This window comes from Paenibacillus sp. (genome assembly GCF_035645195.1).
GTDB lineage: Bacteria > Bacillota > Bacilli > Paenibacillales > YIM-B00363 > Paenibacillus_AE.
This window is the reverse complement of record NZ_DASQNA010000031.1, coordinates 25953-42661: the sequence shown is the minus strand read 5'-3', so window position 1 is coordinate 42661 and position 16709 is coordinate 25953. Positions and strand designations below refer to the sequence as shown.

Sequence of the window (16709 nt, the reverse complement as noted above, 5' to 3'; positions counted from 1 at the left end):
GTGCTATACTGAGCGGGAGCTTTATGAGATAACGAAACGCGCGGAGGATGAACGATGGCTCTTGCGAACGACGCGATGGAATTTACGCTGGAACCCGCCGAGCACGGCGAGTTTTCCGTTTTCTGCTCCGTATATTGGGACCCCGTGCGGTTCCGGCGCGACTGGACGACGCCGCTGACGACCGTGCCGCCCGCAGCTCCGTGCTACTGGATAATGCAAGCGGGGCGGCGCGTCGGCGGAGCCGTGATCGACGCGGGGCGGATCGGCCCCGTCTTCGCCGCGCCCCCGTCGAAGCTTGCGCCGGAGACGGTCGAGGCGCTGCTGCGATTCGCCGCGGCGCGCACGCCGCCGGGCGGCTCGATCGAAGCGCGGGGCGTGCTCGACAGCCAGCTGGAGGCGTTCGAGCGCTGCGGCTTCCGGCGCACGCAGACGAGGCGCTGCATGATGCGCCCGACCGAATCGACGTCCGCCGCGTTCCCGGACGGATGGATCGCGCGTCCTCTCGCGCGCGAAGATATCGACGAGCTTGCGGCGATGCTGCACGCGTCGTTCGCGGACGGTACCGGGGATGCCGGCCCGGATCCGGTGGAGGAATACGCGGCGTACCTCGCGGAACACTTCGGGCAGGCGGAGCGCGACGAAGCGATGCGCGGCGCGTCGGCCGTCGCCGTCGACAAGCGGACCGGCGCGATCGCCGGCGTTTGCTTGATCGGACGTGTGGAAGGCTGGCCGTTCGTCGCCTTCGCCGCCGTGCTGCCGCACTGCCGGGGCCGAGGGCTCGCGTCGGCGCTCATCCGACGGGCGATCGGCGCGCTGCACGGCTTCACGGAGCCGCTGCTGTTCGTGACGGTCGGCAACGGCGCCGAAGCGGTGTACGAGAAGCTGGGCTTTCGGCCGGCGCCGGCCGTGACGCGTTTGGCGTGGGAGCCCCGGTCTTAAAGACTCAAAGCGTCCACTCGAAGATGCACTTTTGGCGCTCGCCCCTTAGATACATATCGTTGTCCGGGGGGAGGTCGACGATGCCCGCGAGGCGCGCCCCGAGCGACTCGCACGTCTTGCGGGACGGCGCGTTGTCCGGGTTGCACGTGATGTACAGCTTCTCCATGCCGTGGGCGAGCGCGAGCGGCCGCAGCAGCCGGCACGCCTGCGCGGCGAACCGCCGTCCGCGGTACGCCGGCAGGACGGAGTAGCCGATATTGCCGCCATAATACAAGCTTTCCGAATACCCCACGCGAAGATCGATCACGCCGACTCTCTCGTACGTGCCGTGCAGCACCATGCCGTAATGATACGCCGGCACGATGCCGAGCCGCTCGTCGCCGGGCGCTTTGAAATCGATAACCAGATCGATGTCGTCGCCGGAGATTCGGTCATAATCCAAAAACGTAAACGACATGTCCGCCTTCCTCCCTCGTCCGCCTTCGCCGCAACGCCGAAGCTCGGCGCGGGCGGCGTTTTCCCTTATTGTACTACGGCTTGCGAGGCTCTAGAGGCCAAGGCTCGCCGCCGCCTCGAAAAAAAGTTATTGTCAATTGGAAACGGATGTAATACAGTAGAACCAGTTGAATAGCATGTGCGGGGGCTTGATGAAGTCAGGCTGAGATTGCGGCCGTATGCCGCTGACCGTGAATCTGATCTGGGTAATGCCAGCGTAGAGAACATTGGTGCAGCTTTTTTTGATGCGCACTTTTCGAGCCTGCCGGTATACCCGGCAGGCTTTTTCGGCGTTCCGCGTATGCTATTGGACTCATCATCTTATTTCGAAAGGGCGTTGGTGTCATGGAAAAAGGGATCGGGCAGTCGAAGCGGTTGAAGTTGACGGACATTTTGGTGACGGTCGTCATCGCGGCGGTATTCGGGGTCGTCTACAAAGTTTGGGGGCCGATGTACAACATCGTCCAGCCGCTCGGGCTGCACGCCGAACAGCTGATTTACGGCATGTGGTTCATCGCGGCGACGTTCGCGTTCGTCCTCATCCGCAAGCCGGGGGTCGCCGTCCTCGCCGAAGTGGCCGCCGCCAGCGTCGAAACGTTTTTCGGCGGCGAATGGGGCGTCACGACGCTCGTATACGGCTTGATGCAGGGTCTCGGCGCCGAGCTCGTCTTCGCGATGTTCCGCTACCGTCTCGCGAACGTCTGGGTCGTCTCGCTCGCCGCGATCGGCTCCGGCGTCGCCTCGCTGCTCGTGGATTCGTACTACGGCTATATCGAATCGCTGACGTTCTGGAACTACTGCCTGTTCATCGGCTTGCGGCTCCTCGGCAGCGTCGTGATCGCCGGCTTGTTCGCGTCGCTGCTCGCCGGCGCGCTCGAGAAAACCGGCGTCACGAGCTTGCTCCGGCCGGCGTCGCGCGCAGATTACGACGCCTTGACGTGACTTTGCCGGCGATGGATATGCACACGCTGCTTGGCGTCACCAATTTGAAGCTGAAGTATCCGGGCGACGCGCCGCTCGTGTTCGACGGACTCTCCCTTTCGTTCCGCCAAGGGGAGAAGGCGCTGCTCCTCGGCCCGAGCGGCTGCGGCAAATCGACGCTCCTGCAAGTGCTGACGGGCATCGTTCCCCATTCCGTCGAGCTGCCGATGAAATGCGACGCTGTCCATCGGCCCGAGCGCTGGGGCTACGTGTTCCAAGATCCGGACGCGCAGTTTTGCATGCCGTACGTCGACGAAGAGCTGGCGTTCGTGCTCGAAAACCGCGCGGTGCCGCGCGATGCGATGCCGGAGCTCATTCGCCGATACCTGGCGCTCGTCGGCCTTAATCTCGACGATCCGCATACGCCGATCCAGCGGCTGTCGCAGGGCATGAAGCAGCGGCTCGCGCTGGCGAGCGCGCTGGCGCTCGAGCCGGAGGCGCTGCTGCTCGACGAGCCGACCGCGCTGCTCGACCCCGAAGGAACCGAGCAGGTGTGGGAGGCGGTGCGGCGAACGGCGGCGGACAAAACCGTGCTGATCGTCGAGCATAAGATCGACGGCATTTTGGATTTTGTCGACCGGGTCGTCGTCTTCACGCCCGAAGGGCGCATTCTCGCCGACGGCGCCCCGGCCGACGTCTTCGCGGCGCATCGCGCCGCTCTGGACGAATACGGCATTTGGCATCCCGGCGCATGGGAGGCGTTCCCGCGCTTCGGGGGGGCGCGCAGCCTCGTCGAAGCCGGAGGCGCGCCGCGGCTTGCGCTGCGCGATTTCGCGGGATACCGCGCCGGCGGGCGCACGGTGATCGCCGCCCCGCTCGCGGAAGCGGCGCCGGGCGATTGGATCGCCGTCACGGGGAAGAACGGCGCGGGCAAGAGCTCGCTCCTGCTCTCGATCATGCGGTTGCTGCGCACGTCCGGAGAATGCGTCGTGGACGGCGCCTTCGGGCGCCGCCCGGAGGACGTCGCGGCGCGCGCGGCGTTCGTGTTCCAAAACCCGGAGTTCCAATTCGTCGCCGATTCGGTGGAGGACGAAATCGCTTATTCGCTCGAGCGGCCCGACCCGGCCGCCGTGGAATCGCTGCTCGCCTTCTTCGATCTAACGCCGCTGCGGCGGCGCCATCCGTACCAGCTGTCGACGGGCCAGAAGCGGCGGCTCAGCGTCGCCGGCGCGCTCGCCCGGGGCCAGCGGCTGCTGCTGCTCGACGAGCCGACGTTCGGGCTGGACGCGCGCAGCACGATGCGGCTGCTGGAGATGCTGGAGCGGCTCCGCGGCGAAGGGGCGGCGATCGTCATGGTGACGCACGACCCGGAAATCGTGCGCCGCTGCTGCAACAAAGTATGGCATGTCGAGGACGGGCGCGTCACGGTCGCGGAGAAGGAGGCGTTAGGGCATGGAATGGTCGTTCCCGCATCGTAAAACATGGGTCCACCGCGTCAACCCGGGCGTCAAGCTGATCGTCTCGACGCTGCTATTCGTCGCCGTCGTGTCGATTCATAACGTCAACGTCATGGCGAACGTCGCCGCCGGCGTCGTGCTGCTGCTGGCCGTCTGCTCCGGACATCCGTGGCGGCGCCTCCTGCTGTACGCTTCGCCGTTCCTGCTCATCTTCGTCTCGTCCGTGTCCGGCATGGCGATGTTCGGCGAAGGGACGACGACGTGGTTCCGGTTCGGCCTCGTGCACGTGACGGAGGAAAGCTTCGTCCGCGGCGTCCACTTGGGTCTACGCTCCGTCTCCGTCGCGGCGGCCGGCTTGTTGTTCGCGCTCACTACCAAGCCGGCGGATCTGTTTTACGGCTTGATGCAGCAGTGGAAACTGCCGCCGAAGTACGCGTACAGCTTCCTGGCCGCCCTGCGCATGGTGCCCGCGATCATCGAGGAGTTCCAGATTCGCCGCCACGCGCTGAAGATTCGCGGCCGCCTCCGCCGGCGCGGCGTCGCCGGCTGGTACGACACGCTGCGGCAGTACGCGATCCCGCTGCTCGCCCAAAGCATCCGCCGGGCGCACCGGATCGCCGTCGCCATGGAGGCGAAGCGATTCCACGGGAACGGTCCGAGAACGTACTACTACCGCATTTCGTATTCCGCTTGGGACGCCGCATACGTCGCGGCGATGGCAGCGCTGATCGCCCTCGCTTGGTACGCGGGCGCCGCATGGCCGTACGTCGGCTCCGTCGACGTTCGATAATGGATGAGACGCAAGAAGGGGCGCCCCGATCGGGGCGCCCCTTCTTGCGTCCGCCTATTCGCCGAAACGCCCGGCCGGCTGCGCGGACGCGACCGCCCGCAGCAGCTCGCGCGCGCTTCGTTCGATCGAGTCGGCGCGGCTGATCGCCGTAATGACGGCGACGCCGTCCGCGCCCGCGCGAATGACGTCGCCTGCGTTGGACGCGTCGATGCCGCCGATGCCGACGACCGGCGTCGTCCACCCTTCCGCGCGCAGTCGCTCGATCAGCGCCGTTCCCGCGGCCGGCTTCGCGTCCGCCTTCGTCGACGTCGGATAAATCGGTCCGATGCCGAAATAATCGGCCCCATCCGCCGCCGCCCGGCGCGCTTCCTCCATCGTATGGACCGAGACGCCGAGCAGCTTGCCGCCGATGCGCCGCCGAACGGAAGCGACGCTCTCGTCGTCCTGGCCGACGTGAACCCCGTCCGCCTCGACGGCGAGCGCCAGCTCCACGTCGTCGTTGACGAGGAACGGGACGCCCTTCGCCCGGCACAGCGCCCGCAGCCGTCCCGCGAGGCGCAGCTTCGCTTCGCCCTCGAGCGAACCGGTTCCTTTCTCCCGAAACTGGAACATCGTCACGCCGCTCTCGATCGCCTTCGCCGCCGCCTCGAACGGGTCGCCGGCGCAGTTAACGCTCCCCATCACGAAGTACAGCCGCAGCTGCGCCCGCAGCCGCTCGACGTCCGCGCTCCCGATCATCGGAGGACGCCTCCTTCGGTCCGCCGGCGCTCCCGGTCCATGTACGCCCAGTGGTTCGTCGGCCCGTGGCCGCCGCCGATGCCGAGCTCCTCCTCCACGGCCGCTTGGATGAACGCTTTCGCCGTCCGCACCGCTCCTTCCGCGTCGCTGCCTTTGGCGAGCTCCGCCGCGATCGCCGCCGCGAACGTGCAGCCGGTGCCGTGCGTCTGCGACGTCGCCGCCCGCCGGCCCGTCAGCTCGACGAACCGCTCCCCGTCGTACAGCAAATCGACGACCGCGTCCGGCTCTTCGCCGTGGCCGCCTTTGACGACGACGTGCCGCGCCCCCATCGCCGCCAGCTCGCGCGCCGCCCGTTTGCGCCCTTCCGTCGTGCGCACGTCGACCCCGGTCAGCGCCTCGGCTTCCGGGAGATTCGGCGTCACGACTTCCGCGAGCGGGAGCAGCGCGCGGCGCAGCGCGTCGATCGCTTCCTCGCGGAGCAGCGATGCGCCGCCCTTCGCGATCATGACCGGATCGACGACGACGTTCCGCCAGCCGAACCGGCGAATTTGTTCGGCGGCGGCTTCGATAATGTCGCAGTCGAACAGCATGCCCGTCTTCACGGCGTCCGTCCCCATATCTTCGCCGATCGCGCGAATTTGCGCCGCGACCGCCTCGGCGGAGAGCGGGTATACGCCGTGCACGCCGAGCGTATTTTGCGCCGTGACGGCCGTAATGGCGGACATGCCGAATACGCGCAGCTCCTGGAACGTCTTCAAATCGGCTTGAATGCCCGCGCCGCCGCCGCTGTCGGACCCCGCGATCGTTAACGCCTTGCGCATGCTCATGACAGCTTCACCTCCGTCAGCGCGCCGCGAGCCAAGACGTCCTCCGGCCCGATGCCGGCGAGCCGGTTCAGCAGCTCGATTTGGAAGCTGCCCGGCCGCGATTCCCCGGCGAGCTCCGCAGCCTGTTCCGCCGCCACGCCGTACACCGTGAGCGCCGCCGCGGCCGCTTGGACGGCGTCGGGCTCGACGGCGTGGAACGCCCCGATGACGGACGTCAGCAGACAGCCTGCCCCCGTCACCTTGGTCAGCAGCGGGTGGCCGTTGCGCACGACGAACAAGCGGCGGCCGTCGGCGACGACGTCCTCTTTCCCCGTAATGACGACCGTCGTCCGCAGCCGCTGCGCGGCCGTATGCGCGAGCGCCCGCACATCCCCGCCGCCTTCGCCGGCGTCGACGCCCTTGATCGCCCACGTTTCGCCGATGACGTTGGCCACCTCGGCCGCGTTGCCCCGGAGCAGCGAAACGCGCGCCTCGCGCATGAGGCTGCGCGCGGTGTCGGTCCGGTACGGCGTCGCGCCCGCGCCGACCGGATCGAGCACGACCGGCACGCCGGCCTCGTTCGCCGCCTCGGCGGCGATCTTCATCGCCTCCACCTCGGGCGCGGTCAGCGTGCCGATGTTCAGCACGAGCGCACCGGCGATGCGGGCCATGTCGGCGGCCTCTTCTTTCGCGTACGCCATGACGGGCGACGCGCCTAACGCCAGCAATCCGTTCGCCGTGAAATTCGTTACGACGACGTTCGTAATGTTATGCACGAGCGGGCTCGTGCCGCGCACGCGCGACAACAGCTCGGCGGCAGCTTCCAAATGCATGTTCATCCGTCCTCTCTCCCTATGCAGACAAAATAAAAAGCCGCTTTTCCGGAGAAAAGCGGCCTGATTTCGCCCGGGAACCAGCGTTCCGCGCTACGAAGTTGCGGCATCACTTCCCTCCGCCGGTACGACCCGGATCAGGTTCCAAGGGTTCGGCTCGCAGCCGTCTCAGCCTATTCGGCACCCCTAGTGATGTCTATGATTATACCATTGTTTGCCTCTGGACGGAACCTATTTCATGCAGGCGACGACGATGCCCGGGCGAATTGGCCCGGCTGCGGATACTCGGGATGACTAGAGAATCGTTCGGGTTCGAATTCTCTGGATTTGCATGGCGATATAAGCTAATTCCGTATCCAAGAATTCAACACCGTACTCCGACTTGACGAACTGCCCGGCCCTTTCCGCGCATTGATACGATTCCGGAAAATTTTCTTTCATGATCGGCACCATCTCGGGCGCCAATTCGCGAAACGGTTCAGCGGATTCTCCCTGCTGCACGGCGTACCTCAAATGGGTGACCAGCCGTTCATAGGCGATGCTGTCTTCGGCGATTTCGGTATTCAAGCAACCTTCGATGATGTCTACGATATCTCGGATCATGGCGGTAATATTTAACGTCCTCGCCATTTCTCCGGCATTGATTTTTGCCGTATGGATATGCAAAGCGATATAACCGACCTCGTCGTCGGGAATCTCGATCCCCAGCTTTTCTTGGATCAACGTTTTCGCAAACAGGCCGATTTGAAATTCTTTCGGATACAACACCTTGATTTCGTTCAACAGTGTATTTTGAATGACCATGCCGTTGGCAAGACGATCCAGGGCGAACGATAGATGATCCGTAAGCGCGATATGAATATGCTCGTTGATGACGACGCCCAGCTCCTTCTCCGCGCGGGAGATGATTTGTTCGGATACTTCGATATGCTCCTCCGGCAAGGTCGATAAGATTTCCTCCAGCTTTCGATGCTTGGACTCGTCTTTCATCACGAATACTTTTTCGATTCGGGAAGGATCGACGGGATCGTTCTTTTTCTTTTGAAAAGCGATGCCGGAGCCCATGACGATCTTTTCTTCCCCCTGATCCTTGACGACGATCGCATTGTTATTCAAGATCTTGTCGATTTTCATAGTTTCCCCCTGCGCGGAGCTTCGATCTTAAGATTTAAATCTCACCCTGAGGAGAGGCGTAATTCCCATTTCGGCATAAGCCGGGGATTCGATGTCCACCCGCGCGATCCGGTCCGGATTCGCGATCAACATCGGCGTTATCGGACTCGTCGCTTTCCGCCGAACGAGCTCAAGCGAAAAATCGATGATCGGTTGACCCGCGCCGACCCGATCCCCCATCTCCACGCAGGTGTGAAATCCCTCCCCGTCCATGTACACCGTGTCCAAACCGATGTGAATCAGGAGGTCCACCCCGCTTCCGGAACGAATCCATACGGCATGTTTCGTTCTGGAGATATGAACCACCTCTCCGTCCACCGGAGATACGACTCGTCCTTCCGACGGATCGACGGCGATCCCCCATCCTGCCATCTTCTTCGAAAAGGCAGGGTCGGGCACGTCCTCCATTCGCAAAACTTTTCCGCTTAAGGGAGAAAAAATAACTTCTTGGGGTTTGCGTTCGCGCCGGATCTTCCATATGTTAAACATACCGTCCTCCTTAAGAGGATGTACTTCCGCCTCTATTCTTCCTGAACATCGTCGAATCCCACAATCCAGGTAGCCAGAAATCCGAAGACGGCGGATACCGCGAACCCGATGAGATAATGAAGTAAGTTGGGTACCCCTAAGGGCGCTGCGATCGCAATCATCGGAATGCCGCTTAATCCGATCGAATTCGCCGCCACATGGTTCGAAACCACATAAGCGCCGCCGGCCGCCCCGCCGATCGACGCTCCGATAAACGGCGTTCTTAATCGTAAATTCATGCCGTAGATGACAGGCTCTACCACGCCTAGGAAAGCTGTAATCGAAGCGGGGATCGCGATGTTCTTCAGCTTTTGGTTTCGGGTCTTGACAAATACGGCTAGTCCAGCGCCGCCTTGGGCGACATTCGCCATCGCCCAGATCGGAAGCAATAAATTCATTCCTACTTGGGGGTCCGCGAGCAGCCCGACCTCAACCGTAAGAAAAACATGGTGCAGTCCTGTAAATACAATGGATGAATAGAGCCCTCCAAGCAAAATGCCTGCGACGACCCCGCCATGCTTGTAAATAAAATCAACGCCGTTCGTCATCCAACGACCGATCCATTCGCCCAACGGCCCAATCGCCAAAATCGACACGATCCCTGTAACAATAACGATAACAAACGGGATAAGGAGCAAATCGAAGGAGCGAGGCACCAGTCGCCGCAACCCCTTCTCCGCCTTACTCATCAGATACACGGACAAAATGGCGGGAATAACAGTCCCTTGATAGCCGATCAACGGAACTGGCATTCCGAATACATTGAGATAATCAGGCATCGGGTCGATGAGCATCCAACGGTTTAATAAGTCCGGATGCGTTAATATGCCGCCGATGACGGCGCCCAAATACGGATTGCTTCCGAATTGCTTCGCGGCGCTGAACCCGATGATGATCGGCAATATAATGAAGGCGGAGGTCGAGAAAATGTCTAGCAACCGGATCCACGCGCTTCCGTCAACCGTCCAACGAAAGGACTTGATCATTCCGCTCAATCCCATCAGCAATCCGCTCGCTACCATAACCGGAATGATGGGAATGAAAATATTGGATACCGTCTTCGTGATTTCAACGAAGGGATGAAGTTTTTCCCGTTCGGCCGCCGTCGGCTGCTCAGGTGTCTCGGTCCCCCGCGCGATCGCTTCTTCCAGCGCTTGATACACTTTGTTGACGATGCCGATTCCGAAGATGATTTGATGCTGTCCGAATCTTACATATACTCCCTGTACATGATCTAACTTTTCTATTTCTGCGATGTCGGCTTTTCCTTCGTCATGAAGGGTTAAGCGAAGCCTTGTCGTACAACAGGTCATGCTTTCAATATTTCGTCCCCCGCCCAACAACGGCAGAAGCTTATTTACAATCTTGTCCGCATCGGCCCGAATCGCGGTTTCCTCCTTTTTAAGGGGAAATACGCCCAGCGGGCTGCTGGGCGCATCATTGACATATGAGTTAGTTTCCGCAGGTTCTGTTTACTTTATCCAACCCTGCGGCAATTCCTTCTCGATCTTCGTCCGGTCTCCGTCGATGGAAAGCTTCACGGTAGGCGCGAGCGTTCCGCCCCAGTGCGCGAATTGGAATTCCGGAGATTGGTTGCCGACATCCCCGATCGCCATGCCGCCCAAATCGCCGAAATGGGCGAAACCGACGACGTTCAACTCCGGCGTAACGAGCCAGGAATAAGCCTGGTACGGGTTTTCCGGCGGGTTGGCCAGCACGAGGCCGCTCCCGTTCAGCGGCTTGTAGCCGCCGATCAGCGTATCCGAGACGAAGCCGTACAATCCTTCAGGGCCTGACAATCCAGGCGCATATTTATTGATGTGCGTGTCGGTGAACAAATAATACTTCTTATCTTTGACGACGATATGCGGTCGTTCCAACTCTTCGTTCACGCAGTTCGCTTCGAGCAGCGGAGGAAGCATCGTGACGCGGTCCACGTCTCCCGTCACTTCGGCGATGCCGATATTCCCGTTCTGATGAACGGCCTCCGGAGGCGCCGCAAACTCGGGGCTGCCGGCATGCTCGGGTTTGCAGGCGCGTTCGGTGACGACGCCGCCGGACATGCCTTCGAACAACAGGTATTCCTTGCCCGATTGCGGATCTTGGAACCACATCGGATCGCGGAACGCATAGCCGCCGCCCTCTCCCTGCTTCGCTTGCTCGTAGGTTTCGTACCATTTGCCGTCCGGTTCGAGAATGATGCGATGCTTGTCCCATTGTTCGAAACGGACGCCGTTCTGGTCGGCGACGATTTTGCCTGTGCCTAGGGCAAGCCGCTGCTCGTACGTCAGCCGTTCTTCGCCTTCCCGGCCGGTAGCGGTGTAGAAGGCGTAGATGTCGTCCCCGTCCGCCATGGCCGAACCTGCCCATTGCCGGGAACCGAGCGGCGTTCCTTTCGGGAACAAGTCGCCGCCGAACGTCCAATTTTTGCCGTTCTTCGAATAGAAATAACGAATCGTAGCGATATCATGAACTTTGCCCGGCAGAACGTCGTTCGGGGCGGATAGCGCGAACAGCACTTTCCAGCCCTTGATGCTGGCGGTGGAGCCGTCGCGGTTCATGAGCGGCCAAGTATCCCAAATATGATATCCGGGCGCCAGTTTCTCCAGCTTGTCGATTTCGAAATACGGCAGCGTGTTGTCTTGGTTCAATTCGATTCTTGACGCTTGTTCGCGGGTCCAATTCACGGTCGTTTCCGCGCCTTGCGACGTGACCGGCATCATCGCGGTGACGGAGAAGCAGACCGCCATGGCGAGCATCGTCCATGCTTTCTTGCGTTTTCGAAGAATCATATCCGTGCTCCTCTCCTGTAATTAGCGGTTTGCGCCGAACGGCGTAATTTCACCCGGCTGCATTTCTTTCACGATTTCCGTCTTGTCGCCGTCCACGTTCAGCTTCAACGTCGGCGCGAACGTACCTGCGTAATGCACTTGGCCGTTCTCGTCGCGCGGTTCGTTGATGAAGCTGATGACGGTTTCGTCCGGAAGCACCATCCAGGAATACGCTTGGTAAGGATTGTCCGACGGGTTGCCGATGACGAGACCGGAGCCGTTCAGCGGCTTGTAGTCGCTGCGGATTCCGCCTTTCCCGACAAAACCGTAGACGCCGTCCGGACCGGTCAAGCCGGATGCATACGTGAACGTATGGCTGATCGTGTACAGGTAATAATTGTCTCCGTTGACGACGACGTGCGGACGCTCCAACTGATGGTTCGTCCCGACCGACTCGAGCAGCGGCGGCAGAAGCTTCAGCTTCGTGACGTCTTGGTCGAGAACTTCCGCGATCCCGATGTTACCGCTGTACTTTTCCGCGCCTGCAGGAACGGAATGCGTCTGACGGTATTCTTCGTCGCCGATATTTTCAGGCTTCAATTGAGCTCTGTTGCTGCCGGCTTGTCCTTCGAAAATAATATATTCTTTGCCGGTGTTCGGATCTTGGAAGAAAAACGGATCGCGGAATGCGGGAATGATATTTCCGTTCCAGTTTTCAACCGTCTCGTAATGGTATCCGTCCGCTTCTAGAATGATCTGGTGTTTGCCTTCGTTCGTGAGATGTACGCCGTCTCTGTCCGCGCCGATGTCGAAGGTCGTCTTGGCGATCCGCTGCTCGGCCCGCTGCGTCCAATTCGTTTCATCCCACGCTTTCCCGCCGTTCGCGTTCATATCCGTGGTTGCGGTGTAAAAGAGATGAACTTTCCCTTTTTCGTCCAGCATCGCCGTTCCGGCCCATTGCATGTGACCTAACGCTTTATCATAGTCGTAAGGAATGCCGGCATACGTCCAGTCTTTGCCGTTCTTGGAATAGAACATGCCGATTCTTGCATGCGTATGACGCTCGTGCCAAGTATACGTATGAGGGGCGACCAGCGCGAATGCGACCCGGTAGCCTTTCACGGTTGCAAGGGAGCCGTCTCGATTTTGCAGCGGCCATGTGTCCCAGACCCACATGTCCGGAGCGACCAACTCATAGTTCAAGTCGATATTCGGAGCCGTCGTTTCTTTCGTCAGGGCGACTTGCTCCGCTTGTTGACGCGACCAGACGGCCGTAAAATCTTCCGATACTTTCGCGAATCCGGTTGCGCCGACCGTCGCCAGACTGCCTGCGAGCACCGACGTGCACAGCGCCACCTTAACGAATTTCGAGCGAATTCCTTGATGCATTACTTTTCCTCCTCAAGATGTGTTGGACAGCATGCGGCGGGGATAAAAAAAGACCCAAAACGCTTCAAGAAAGCGCGCCGCGATGGCACGTTCATTCTTAAAACATTTTGGGTCTTGCCTGGCAAACCAGTAACAATCCCGCCGTATGCTGTTCTCGCCACTTATCATAGCGTGATCGTTCATTTGGAATCAATAGTACTGTATTCCCGAATAAAAGGGAGTTTCGGCACGGACACAAAATCCAAGGGGGATGCGAATATACGGATTTCGGAATGAATGCATCACGAATTTCACGAATTCCGGAGCTTTCGGCCCGATTCGCCTCGAATCGATGAATTCCTTCAACTTCCAAAAGGAAAAGCAAAAAAATCCCCTCTTTGCGCCGAAGCGCTTAAGGGGATTCTGCCGTTCATTTCGTTCGTTCGCCGCTGGCCTGATTCGTGAACTCCTCCGCTTTCGTCATGCCGTCCGCTTTGTTGGGGAGCTCCGTATAGGCTGCGCCGGTCAGCTCCGGTTTCGCTGTGTTCGTTTCCGGCTTGTCGCGTTCGCCGCCCTGCGTCTCGCGTTCGCGGTTCATCGCCGTCCCTCCCGTCGTTTCGATCTAGGCCGCCGTTATCGCGGCTCGTACCCGTCGGTTTTGCCCAAATCTTCGCCGTCCCGCAGAAAGGTGCGCTCGTTGCCGCCGGCGAAGTAATCGTCTTGAATTTGCTCATACGTTTCCGTAAGCCCTTGCTGCAGCTGCGAATCCGCCGCAGGCTCCGATCCTTCGTACTTCGCTTCGGCCACTTCGCCGTAGCTGTTCAGCAGCGCGCGGTCCGCCAATTCGTCGTTCGCGGTCGATCCGCCGTTTTCTCGTTCCATGCCTCGAACCTCCTCGTAGCTCTCCCGTATACGGTTGCCTGAACGACCCCGGGTTATGAAAAATTTTACGGTCCGGCGCCCGCCATCGGCAGGATATTCGTGCGGCGCGAAGGGGAAACCATAGGAGGATTTTAAGGAGGTGAACGTACCGATGACGACGACGACGAAACAAACGCTGGCGCCGCACGAAATGCTCGAGGTGCTGGAAGTGCTGACGCTGAAAAACGTCTGCCTGACCAAATCGAAAACGATGCAAGCCCTCGCCCAAGACGAAGAGCTGAAAACGATTCTGCAAGCCGACGTCAAAAACTCCGCTAAAGACATTATGGAACTTCGGGATTTGCTGCAGCGGGTTCATTAAAACAAGGGACAAGGAGGGACATTCGAGATGAACGCCATTATGGAAAATATTACGGGACTGAAGTCTATGACGGACCAAATGATCGCGACCGATTTTCTGGTTGCGTCGAAAACCGGGCTCAAAACGTATGCCGTGGCGATCGGGGAAGCGACGCATCCGGAGGTGCGGGCGATTTTGAAAAAACAGCTGGACGAAGCGACGCTGACGCACGAAGCCATTACGGCGTACATGGTAAAAAAGGGCTACTACCATCCGTTCGACCCGAAAGAGCAGATGCGCGTCGATCTGCAAGCCGCGGAAGTCGCGCTGAAGCTGGCCGATTGATGCATCGCAAAAAGCCAAACCTTCGCGGTTTGGCTTTTTCTTCGGCAAGTTTTATATAAACCTCAACCCGTTCGCCATCGTCTGCAAATGGTTTTGGTCGGCCCACAAAATAAAGTACGGGTACTCGTTCCCGTTAATGACGACCGGCTCCGGATACACGACCAGCAGCGCCGCCTGCCCGCGGAACTCGGGCGCCTGATCCGCAGACGGGAAAATGTAACAAGCTTCTTGGCCTTGAACGCGTCCTGGAACGACCCGCGGGGATGTGCCGTACGGCTTCAAGCGGTGATTCGCCTCCGCCTGACACAGCTCGTGGAACGGAAGATCGCTCGCCAGTGCGGAAATTTCGAAGAAGCCGGTATCCCCTTCGTAGCGGGTTTCGCTCACTTGCCGCCACGAGGCGGGATACGGGAATGACACCCGATAAGTAGCGTTGCGGTATACGGCGTACTGTTCGTCGGGCACCGCGCCGGGCGACCAGCTGACGGAGGTGATCGTGCCCGCTCCGACGAGCGCCCGCACCGGGGCGGGACGAGCGGCGTCGACGATCCACAGCTCCCCTGCGGTTTGCTCCCCTCGGCACCCCGAGACGTACGCGATTCGCCGCCCCCCCGGCGACCACGTCACAGGCGTCGCGAAGCAGTCGGACACCGCGAGGACGCGCTGACCTCCGCCTTGCGCCGGCTGCGTTCGTATCGTGGAAAAATAGCCCTTGCGTTCGACGAACTCGGTCGAGCTGTACGCGATCGTCGCGCCGTCGGGCGACCATACGGGGAAATAGTTTTTCGCGAGCGGTCCGCTCTCGAGCTCCCGAATGGCGCCGGTGCGAAGATCGACGACGAACAACAGCGATATGCTCGCGCCGGGCGACGTAAATAAAGCCCGATCCCCTTGCGGCGACAGCCGAACGTCGTTCATCGGCCCCATGGTATTGCGGGTGATCTGCCTGCGTCCGGTTCCGTCCGTCCGCACCTCGTACAGCTGGTCGTTCCCGGACGCATCCTGAGCCGCGTACAGCAGCCTGTCGCCGCTCGGGAACCATTGGACGTGCTTAGCGCCGGGGGCGGAAAGCGAACGAGCGCGGAACGCGAGCAATTCGTACATCACGATTTGGCCAGCTTTCGTATACGCGAGCCTCGTGCCGTCGGGCGACCAGCTCAGCGTCGTATACGGCTCCAATTGGTCGATGCGGGTCAGCGTGCGGCGTGCGACGTCCAGCACGATCAGGACGTTCTCCTTCCCGATGAACGCGATCCGGCGGCTGTCCGGCGACCAATACGGCACGGAATGGCGGTCCGCCTCCCGGCTGCCGGCCGGGGTGGGCCGCCCCGTCGCGGGGTCGTACAGCCACAAGTCGAAATCGCCGCCGAAATCGGCGACGTACGCGACCATGCCGCTGCCGCCCGGCGGCGCGTACGGGATGACGAGCCGCATGCCCGGCACGATCGTATCGGACGGCAGCCGGTTGATCGCGCGAATCAGCTCCGGCCGCGGGGCGTCGTTCGTCCGCACGTTGTACCTCGACGCCAGCGCGAACAGCGTATCTCCGGGCTGCACGACGTAGTACGGGACGCCCGGCGGGATCGTCAGCGCCTGGCCGATAAAAATCGTATACGGCGGCGACAGCCGGTTCGCTTCGATGATCGCTTCCGTCGGAACGCCGTACGCTTGGGCGAGGCCGTACACCGTGTCCCCCTGCCGCACGACGACGGTCGTCACGCCGCCCGGCAGCGACAGCTGCTGGCCCGGGAAAATCCGGTCCGGCTGCTCCAACCGGTTCGCCGCGACGACGGCCGCCGTCGGCAGCTCCCACCGCTTCGCGATGGCCGACACGGTGTCGCCGGCCCTCACGGTATAGAACGTTTGCACGCGATCAACTCCTTGTTATTCCGTTTGTTCCCAGTGTATTCGGGAAAACGGAGGCAAAGAAGCTGACGTGCCCCGAACATTTCGTCGCCATGGCGGCGCGGCGCGAAAAAGCCGACCGGAAGCCGGTCGGCAGGCGTTGCCATCCCTTTACATTACCGAATCTTCGTCCACCGCGCGCAGATTGTCCGGATCTTGGCCCTGCGCCAAGTTGTCGATCTGGTCGGCGATTTCGGCCGGCAGCCGCGTGCGAAAATAGCCGACGATCGTTTCGACCGCCTCGTCCGCAACTATTTCCGACATGCCTGTCCGCTCTTGCACGAGCTTTACCAATTGATGCTTCATTGCGCCTCACTCCGTTTGTCGTTTTTTACCGCTATAGGTTGCTCGATAACGTCCGCATTATGCAGTCGCCGCGGCAGGCGGAACGGTTGGCGCGGGAAGCGGCGCGGGAAGA

Annotated in this window: 19 protein-coding genes and 2 riboswitches; of the genes, 6 read left to right on the top strand and 13 right to left on the bottom strand. The window is 60.9% G+C overall.

Annotated elements, in window-relative coordinates; genetic code table 11:
* Positions 1-54: 54 nt before the first annotated feature.
* Positions 55-939, top strand: a complete 885-nt coding sequence (locus VE009_RS16890) for a GNAT family N-acetyltransferase (RefSeq protein ID WP_325009638.1) — start codon at positions 55-57, stop codon at positions 937-939.
* A 4-nt stretch (positions 940-943) separates the two neighbouring features.
* Here VE009_RS16890 and VE009_RS16885 read toward each other — a convergent pair whose 3' ends face one another.
* The gene (locus VE009_RS16885; protein ID WP_325009636.1) at positions 944-1396 is read right to left on the bottom strand and encodes a GNAT family N-acetyltransferase; all 453 of its coding nucleotides are present in this window, start codon (positions 1394-1396) and stop codon (positions 944-946) included.
* A gap of 169 nt (positions 1397-1565) precedes the next feature.
* Positions 1566-1675, top strand: a riboswitch (TPP riboswitch).
* Positions 1676-1779: 104 nt separating this feature from the next.
* On the opposite strand from VE009_RS16885, the gene VE009_RS16880 reads away from it, so the two are divergent.
* The 3 genes from VE009_RS16880 to VE009_RS16870 are packed head-to-tail and all read left to right on the top strand — an operon-like array spanning position 1780 to position 4602.
* Positions 1780-2376, top strand: a complete 597-nt coding sequence (locus VE009_RS16880; RefSeq protein WP_325009634.1) for an ECF transporter S component — start codon at positions 1780-1782, stop codon at positions 2374-2376.
* A 17-nt stretch (positions 2377-2393) separates the two neighbouring features.
* Positions 2394-3833 carry an ABC transporter ATP-binding protein gene (locus VE009_RS16875; protein WP_414694887.1) on the top strand — a complete coding sequence of 480 codons (1440 nt, stop codon included), beginning with the start codon at positions 2394-2396 and terminating at the stop codon, positions 3831-3833.
* The gene (locus tag VE009_RS16870) at positions 3808-4602 is read left to right on the top strand and encodes an energy-coupling factor transporter transmembrane component T (protein WP_325009630.1); all 795 of its coding nucleotides are present in this window, start codon (positions 3808-3810) and stop codon (positions 4600-4602) included. The genes VE009_RS16875 and VE009_RS16870 overlap by 26 nt, the downstream gene beginning before the upstream one ends.
* Positions 4603-4656: 54 nt before the next feature.
* Here the strand turns inward: VE009_RS16870 and thiE are convergent, their stop codons facing one another.
* The 10 genes from thiE to VE009_RS16820 form a co-directional block, all read right to left on the bottom strand.
* On the bottom strand, positions 4657-5340 hold the full coding sequence (gene thiE / locus VE009_RS16865; RefSeq protein WP_325009628.1) for a thiamine phosphate synthase: 684 nt from the start codon (positions 5338-5340) through the stop codon (positions 4657-4659).
* Positions 5337-6167: a bifunctional hydroxymethylpyrimidine kinase/phosphomethylpyrimidine kinase gene (gene thiD, locus VE009_RS16860; protein ID WP_325009627.1), complete on the bottom strand. Its 831-nt coding sequence runs from the start codon at positions 6165-6167 to the stop codon at positions 5337-5339. Before thiD ends, thiE begins: the two co-directional genes overlap by 4 nt.
* Positions 6164-6979 carry a hydroxyethylthiazole kinase gene (thiM, locus tag VE009_RS16855; RefSeq protein ID WP_325009811.1) on the bottom strand — a complete coding sequence of 272 codons (816 nt, stop codon included), beginning with the start codon at positions 6977-6979 and terminating at the stop codon, positions 6164-6166. The genes thiD and thiM overlap by 4 nt, the downstream gene beginning before the upstream one ends.
* Positions 6980-7076: 97 nt before the next feature.
* A riboswitch (TPP riboswitch) is annotated at positions 7077-7177 on the bottom strand.
* A 96-nt stretch (positions 7178-7273) separates the two neighbouring features.
* On the bottom strand, positions 7274-8113 hold the full coding sequence (locus VE009_RS16850) for a PRD domain-containing protein (RefSeq protein WP_325009625.1): 840 nt from the start codon (positions 8111-8113) through the stop codon (positions 7274-7276).
* Positions 8114-8140: 27 nt separating this feature from the next.
* Positions 8141-8641, bottom strand: coding sequence for a PTS glucose transporter subunit IIA (locus tag VE009_RS16845; RefSeq protein WP_325009623.1), 501 nt, complete (start codon positions 8639-8641; stop codon positions 8141-8143).
* Between the two features lie 32 nt (positions 8642-8673).
* Positions 8674-10065 (bottom strand): PTS transporter subunit EIIC, encoded by a 1392-nt coding sequence (locus tag VE009_RS16840; RefSeq protein ID WP_325009809.1) that lies wholly within the window; start codon positions 10063-10065, stop codon positions 8674-8676.
* 87 nt (positions 10066-10152) lie between these two features.
* Positions 10153-11472 carry a glycoside hydrolase family 68 protein gene (locus tag VE009_RS16835; protein WP_325009621.1) on the bottom strand — a complete coding sequence of 440 codons (1320 nt, stop codon included), beginning with the start codon at positions 11470-11472 and terminating at the stop codon, positions 10153-10155.
* A gap of 21 nt (positions 11473-11493) precedes the next feature.
* Positions 11494-12840, bottom strand: coding sequence for a glycoside hydrolase family 68 protein (locus VE009_RS16830; RefSeq protein ID WP_325009619.1), 1347 nt, complete (start codon positions 12838-12840; stop codon positions 11494-11496).
* Positions 12841-13249: 409 nt separating this feature from the next.
* Positions 13250-13417 carry a hypothetical protein gene (locus tag VE009_RS16825; protein WP_325009617.1) on the bottom strand — a complete coding sequence of 56 codons (168 nt, stop codon included), beginning with the start codon at positions 13415-13417 and terminating at the stop codon, positions 13250-13252.
* A 35-nt stretch (positions 13418-13452) separates the two neighbouring features.
* Positions 13453-13701 carry a YozQ family protein gene (locus VE009_RS16820; RefSeq protein WP_325009615.1) on the bottom strand — a complete coding sequence of 83 codons (249 nt, stop codon included), beginning with the start codon at positions 13699-13701 and terminating at the stop codon, positions 13453-13455.
* A gap of 139 nt (positions 13702-13840) precedes the next feature.
* On the opposite strand from VE009_RS16820, the gene VE009_RS16815 reads away from it, so the two are divergent.
* Together VE009_RS16815 and VE009_RS16810 are read left to right on the top strand one after the other, a co-directional pair.
* Positions 13841-14062 (top strand): spore coat protein, encoded by a 222-nt coding sequence (locus VE009_RS16815; protein ID WP_325009613.1) that lies wholly within the window; start codon positions 13841-13843, stop codon positions 14060-14062.
* A 27-nt stretch (positions 14063-14089) separates the two neighbouring features.
* A complete protein-coding gene (locus VE009_RS16810; protein WP_325009611.1) occupies positions 14090-14386 on the top strand; it encodes a spore coat protein in 297 nt (98 codons plus the stop codon).
* A gap of 51 nt (positions 14387-14437) precedes the next feature.
* On the opposite strand, the gene VE009_RS16805 is transcribed toward VE009_RS16810, so the two are convergent.
* Positions 14438-16255, bottom strand: coding sequence for a LysM peptidoglycan-binding domain-containing protein (locus tag VE009_RS16805; protein ID WP_325009609.1), 1818 nt, complete (start codon positions 16253-16255; stop codon positions 14438-14440).
* Between the two features lie 147 nt (positions 16256-16402).
* Entirely contained in the window at positions 16403-16597 is a 195-nt protein-coding gene (locus VE009_RS16800; RefSeq protein ID WP_325009607.1) for a hypothetical protein, read from the bottom strand.
* Positions 16598-16709: the final 112 nt, after the last annotated feature.

What these genes read in the sequence shown, in the direction of transcription:
- VE009_RS16885 (WP_325009636.1), bottom strand. Translation starts at nt 1,396, where the DNA reads ATGTCGTTTACGTTTTTGGATTATGACCGAATCTCCGGCGACGACATC.
- VE009_RS16800 (WP_325009607.1), bottom strand. Translation starts at nt 16,597, where the DNA reads ATGAAGCATCAATTGGTAAAGCTCGTGCAAGAGCGGACAGGCATGTCG.
- VE009_RS16825 (WP_325009617.1), bottom strand. Translation starts at nt 13,417, where the DNA reads ATGAACCGCGAACGCGAGACGCAGGGCGGCGAACGCGACAAGCCGGAA.
- VE009_RS16850 (WP_325009625.1), bottom strand. Translation starts at nt 8,113, where the DNA reads ATGAAAATCGACAAGATCTTGAATAACAATGCGATCGTCGTCAAGGAT.
- VE009_RS16810 (WP_325009611.1), top strand. Translation starts at nt 14,090, where the DNA reads ATGAACGCCATTATGGAAAATATTACGGGACTGAAGTCTATGACGGAC.
- VE009_RS16845 (WP_325009623.1), bottom strand. Translation starts at nt 8,641, where the DNA reads ATGTTTAACATATGGAAGATCCGGCGCGAACGCAAACCCCAAGAAGTT.
- VE009_RS16835 (WP_325009621.1), bottom strand. Translation starts at nt 11,472, where the DNA reads ATGATTCTTCGAAAACGCAAGAAAGCATGGACGATGCTCGCCATGGCG.
- VE009_RS16890 (WP_325009638.1), top strand. Translation starts at nt 55, where the DNA reads ATGGCTCTTGCGAACGACGCGATGGAATTTACGCTGGAACCCGCCGAG.
- VE009_RS16830 (WP_325009619.1), bottom strand. Translation starts at nt 12,840, where the DNA reads ATGCATCAAGGAATTCGCTCGAAATTCGTTAAGGTGGCGCTGTGCACG.
- VE009_RS16870 (WP_325009630.1), top strand. Translation starts at nt 3,808, where the DNA reads ATGGAATGGTCGTTCCCGCATCGTAAAACATGGGTCCACCGCGTCAAC.
- thiD (WP_325009627.1), bottom strand. Translation starts at nt 6,167, where the DNA reads ATGAGCATGCGCAAGGCGTTAACGATCGCGGGGTCCGACAGCGGCGGC.
- VE009_RS16875 (WP_414694887.1), top strand. Translation starts at nt 2,394, where the DNA reads ATGCACACGCTGCTTGGCGTCACCAATTTGAAGCTGAAGTATCCGGGC.
- VE009_RS16880 (WP_325009634.1), top strand. Translation starts at nt 1,780, where the DNA reads ATGGAAAAAGGGATCGGGCAGTCGAAGCGGTTGAAGTTGACGGACATT.
- thiM (WP_325009811.1), bottom strand. Translation starts at nt 6,979, where the DNA reads ATGCATTTGGAAGCTGCCGCCGAGCTGTTGTCGCGCGTGCGCGGCACG.
- VE009_RS16820 (WP_325009615.1), bottom strand. Translation starts at nt 13,701, where the DNA reads ATGGAACGAGAAAACGGCGGATCGACCGCGAACGACGAATTGGCGGAC.
- thiE (WP_325009628.1), bottom strand. Translation starts at nt 5,340, where the DNA reads ATGATCGGGAGCGCGGACGTCGAGCGGCTGCGGGCGCAGCTGCGGCTG.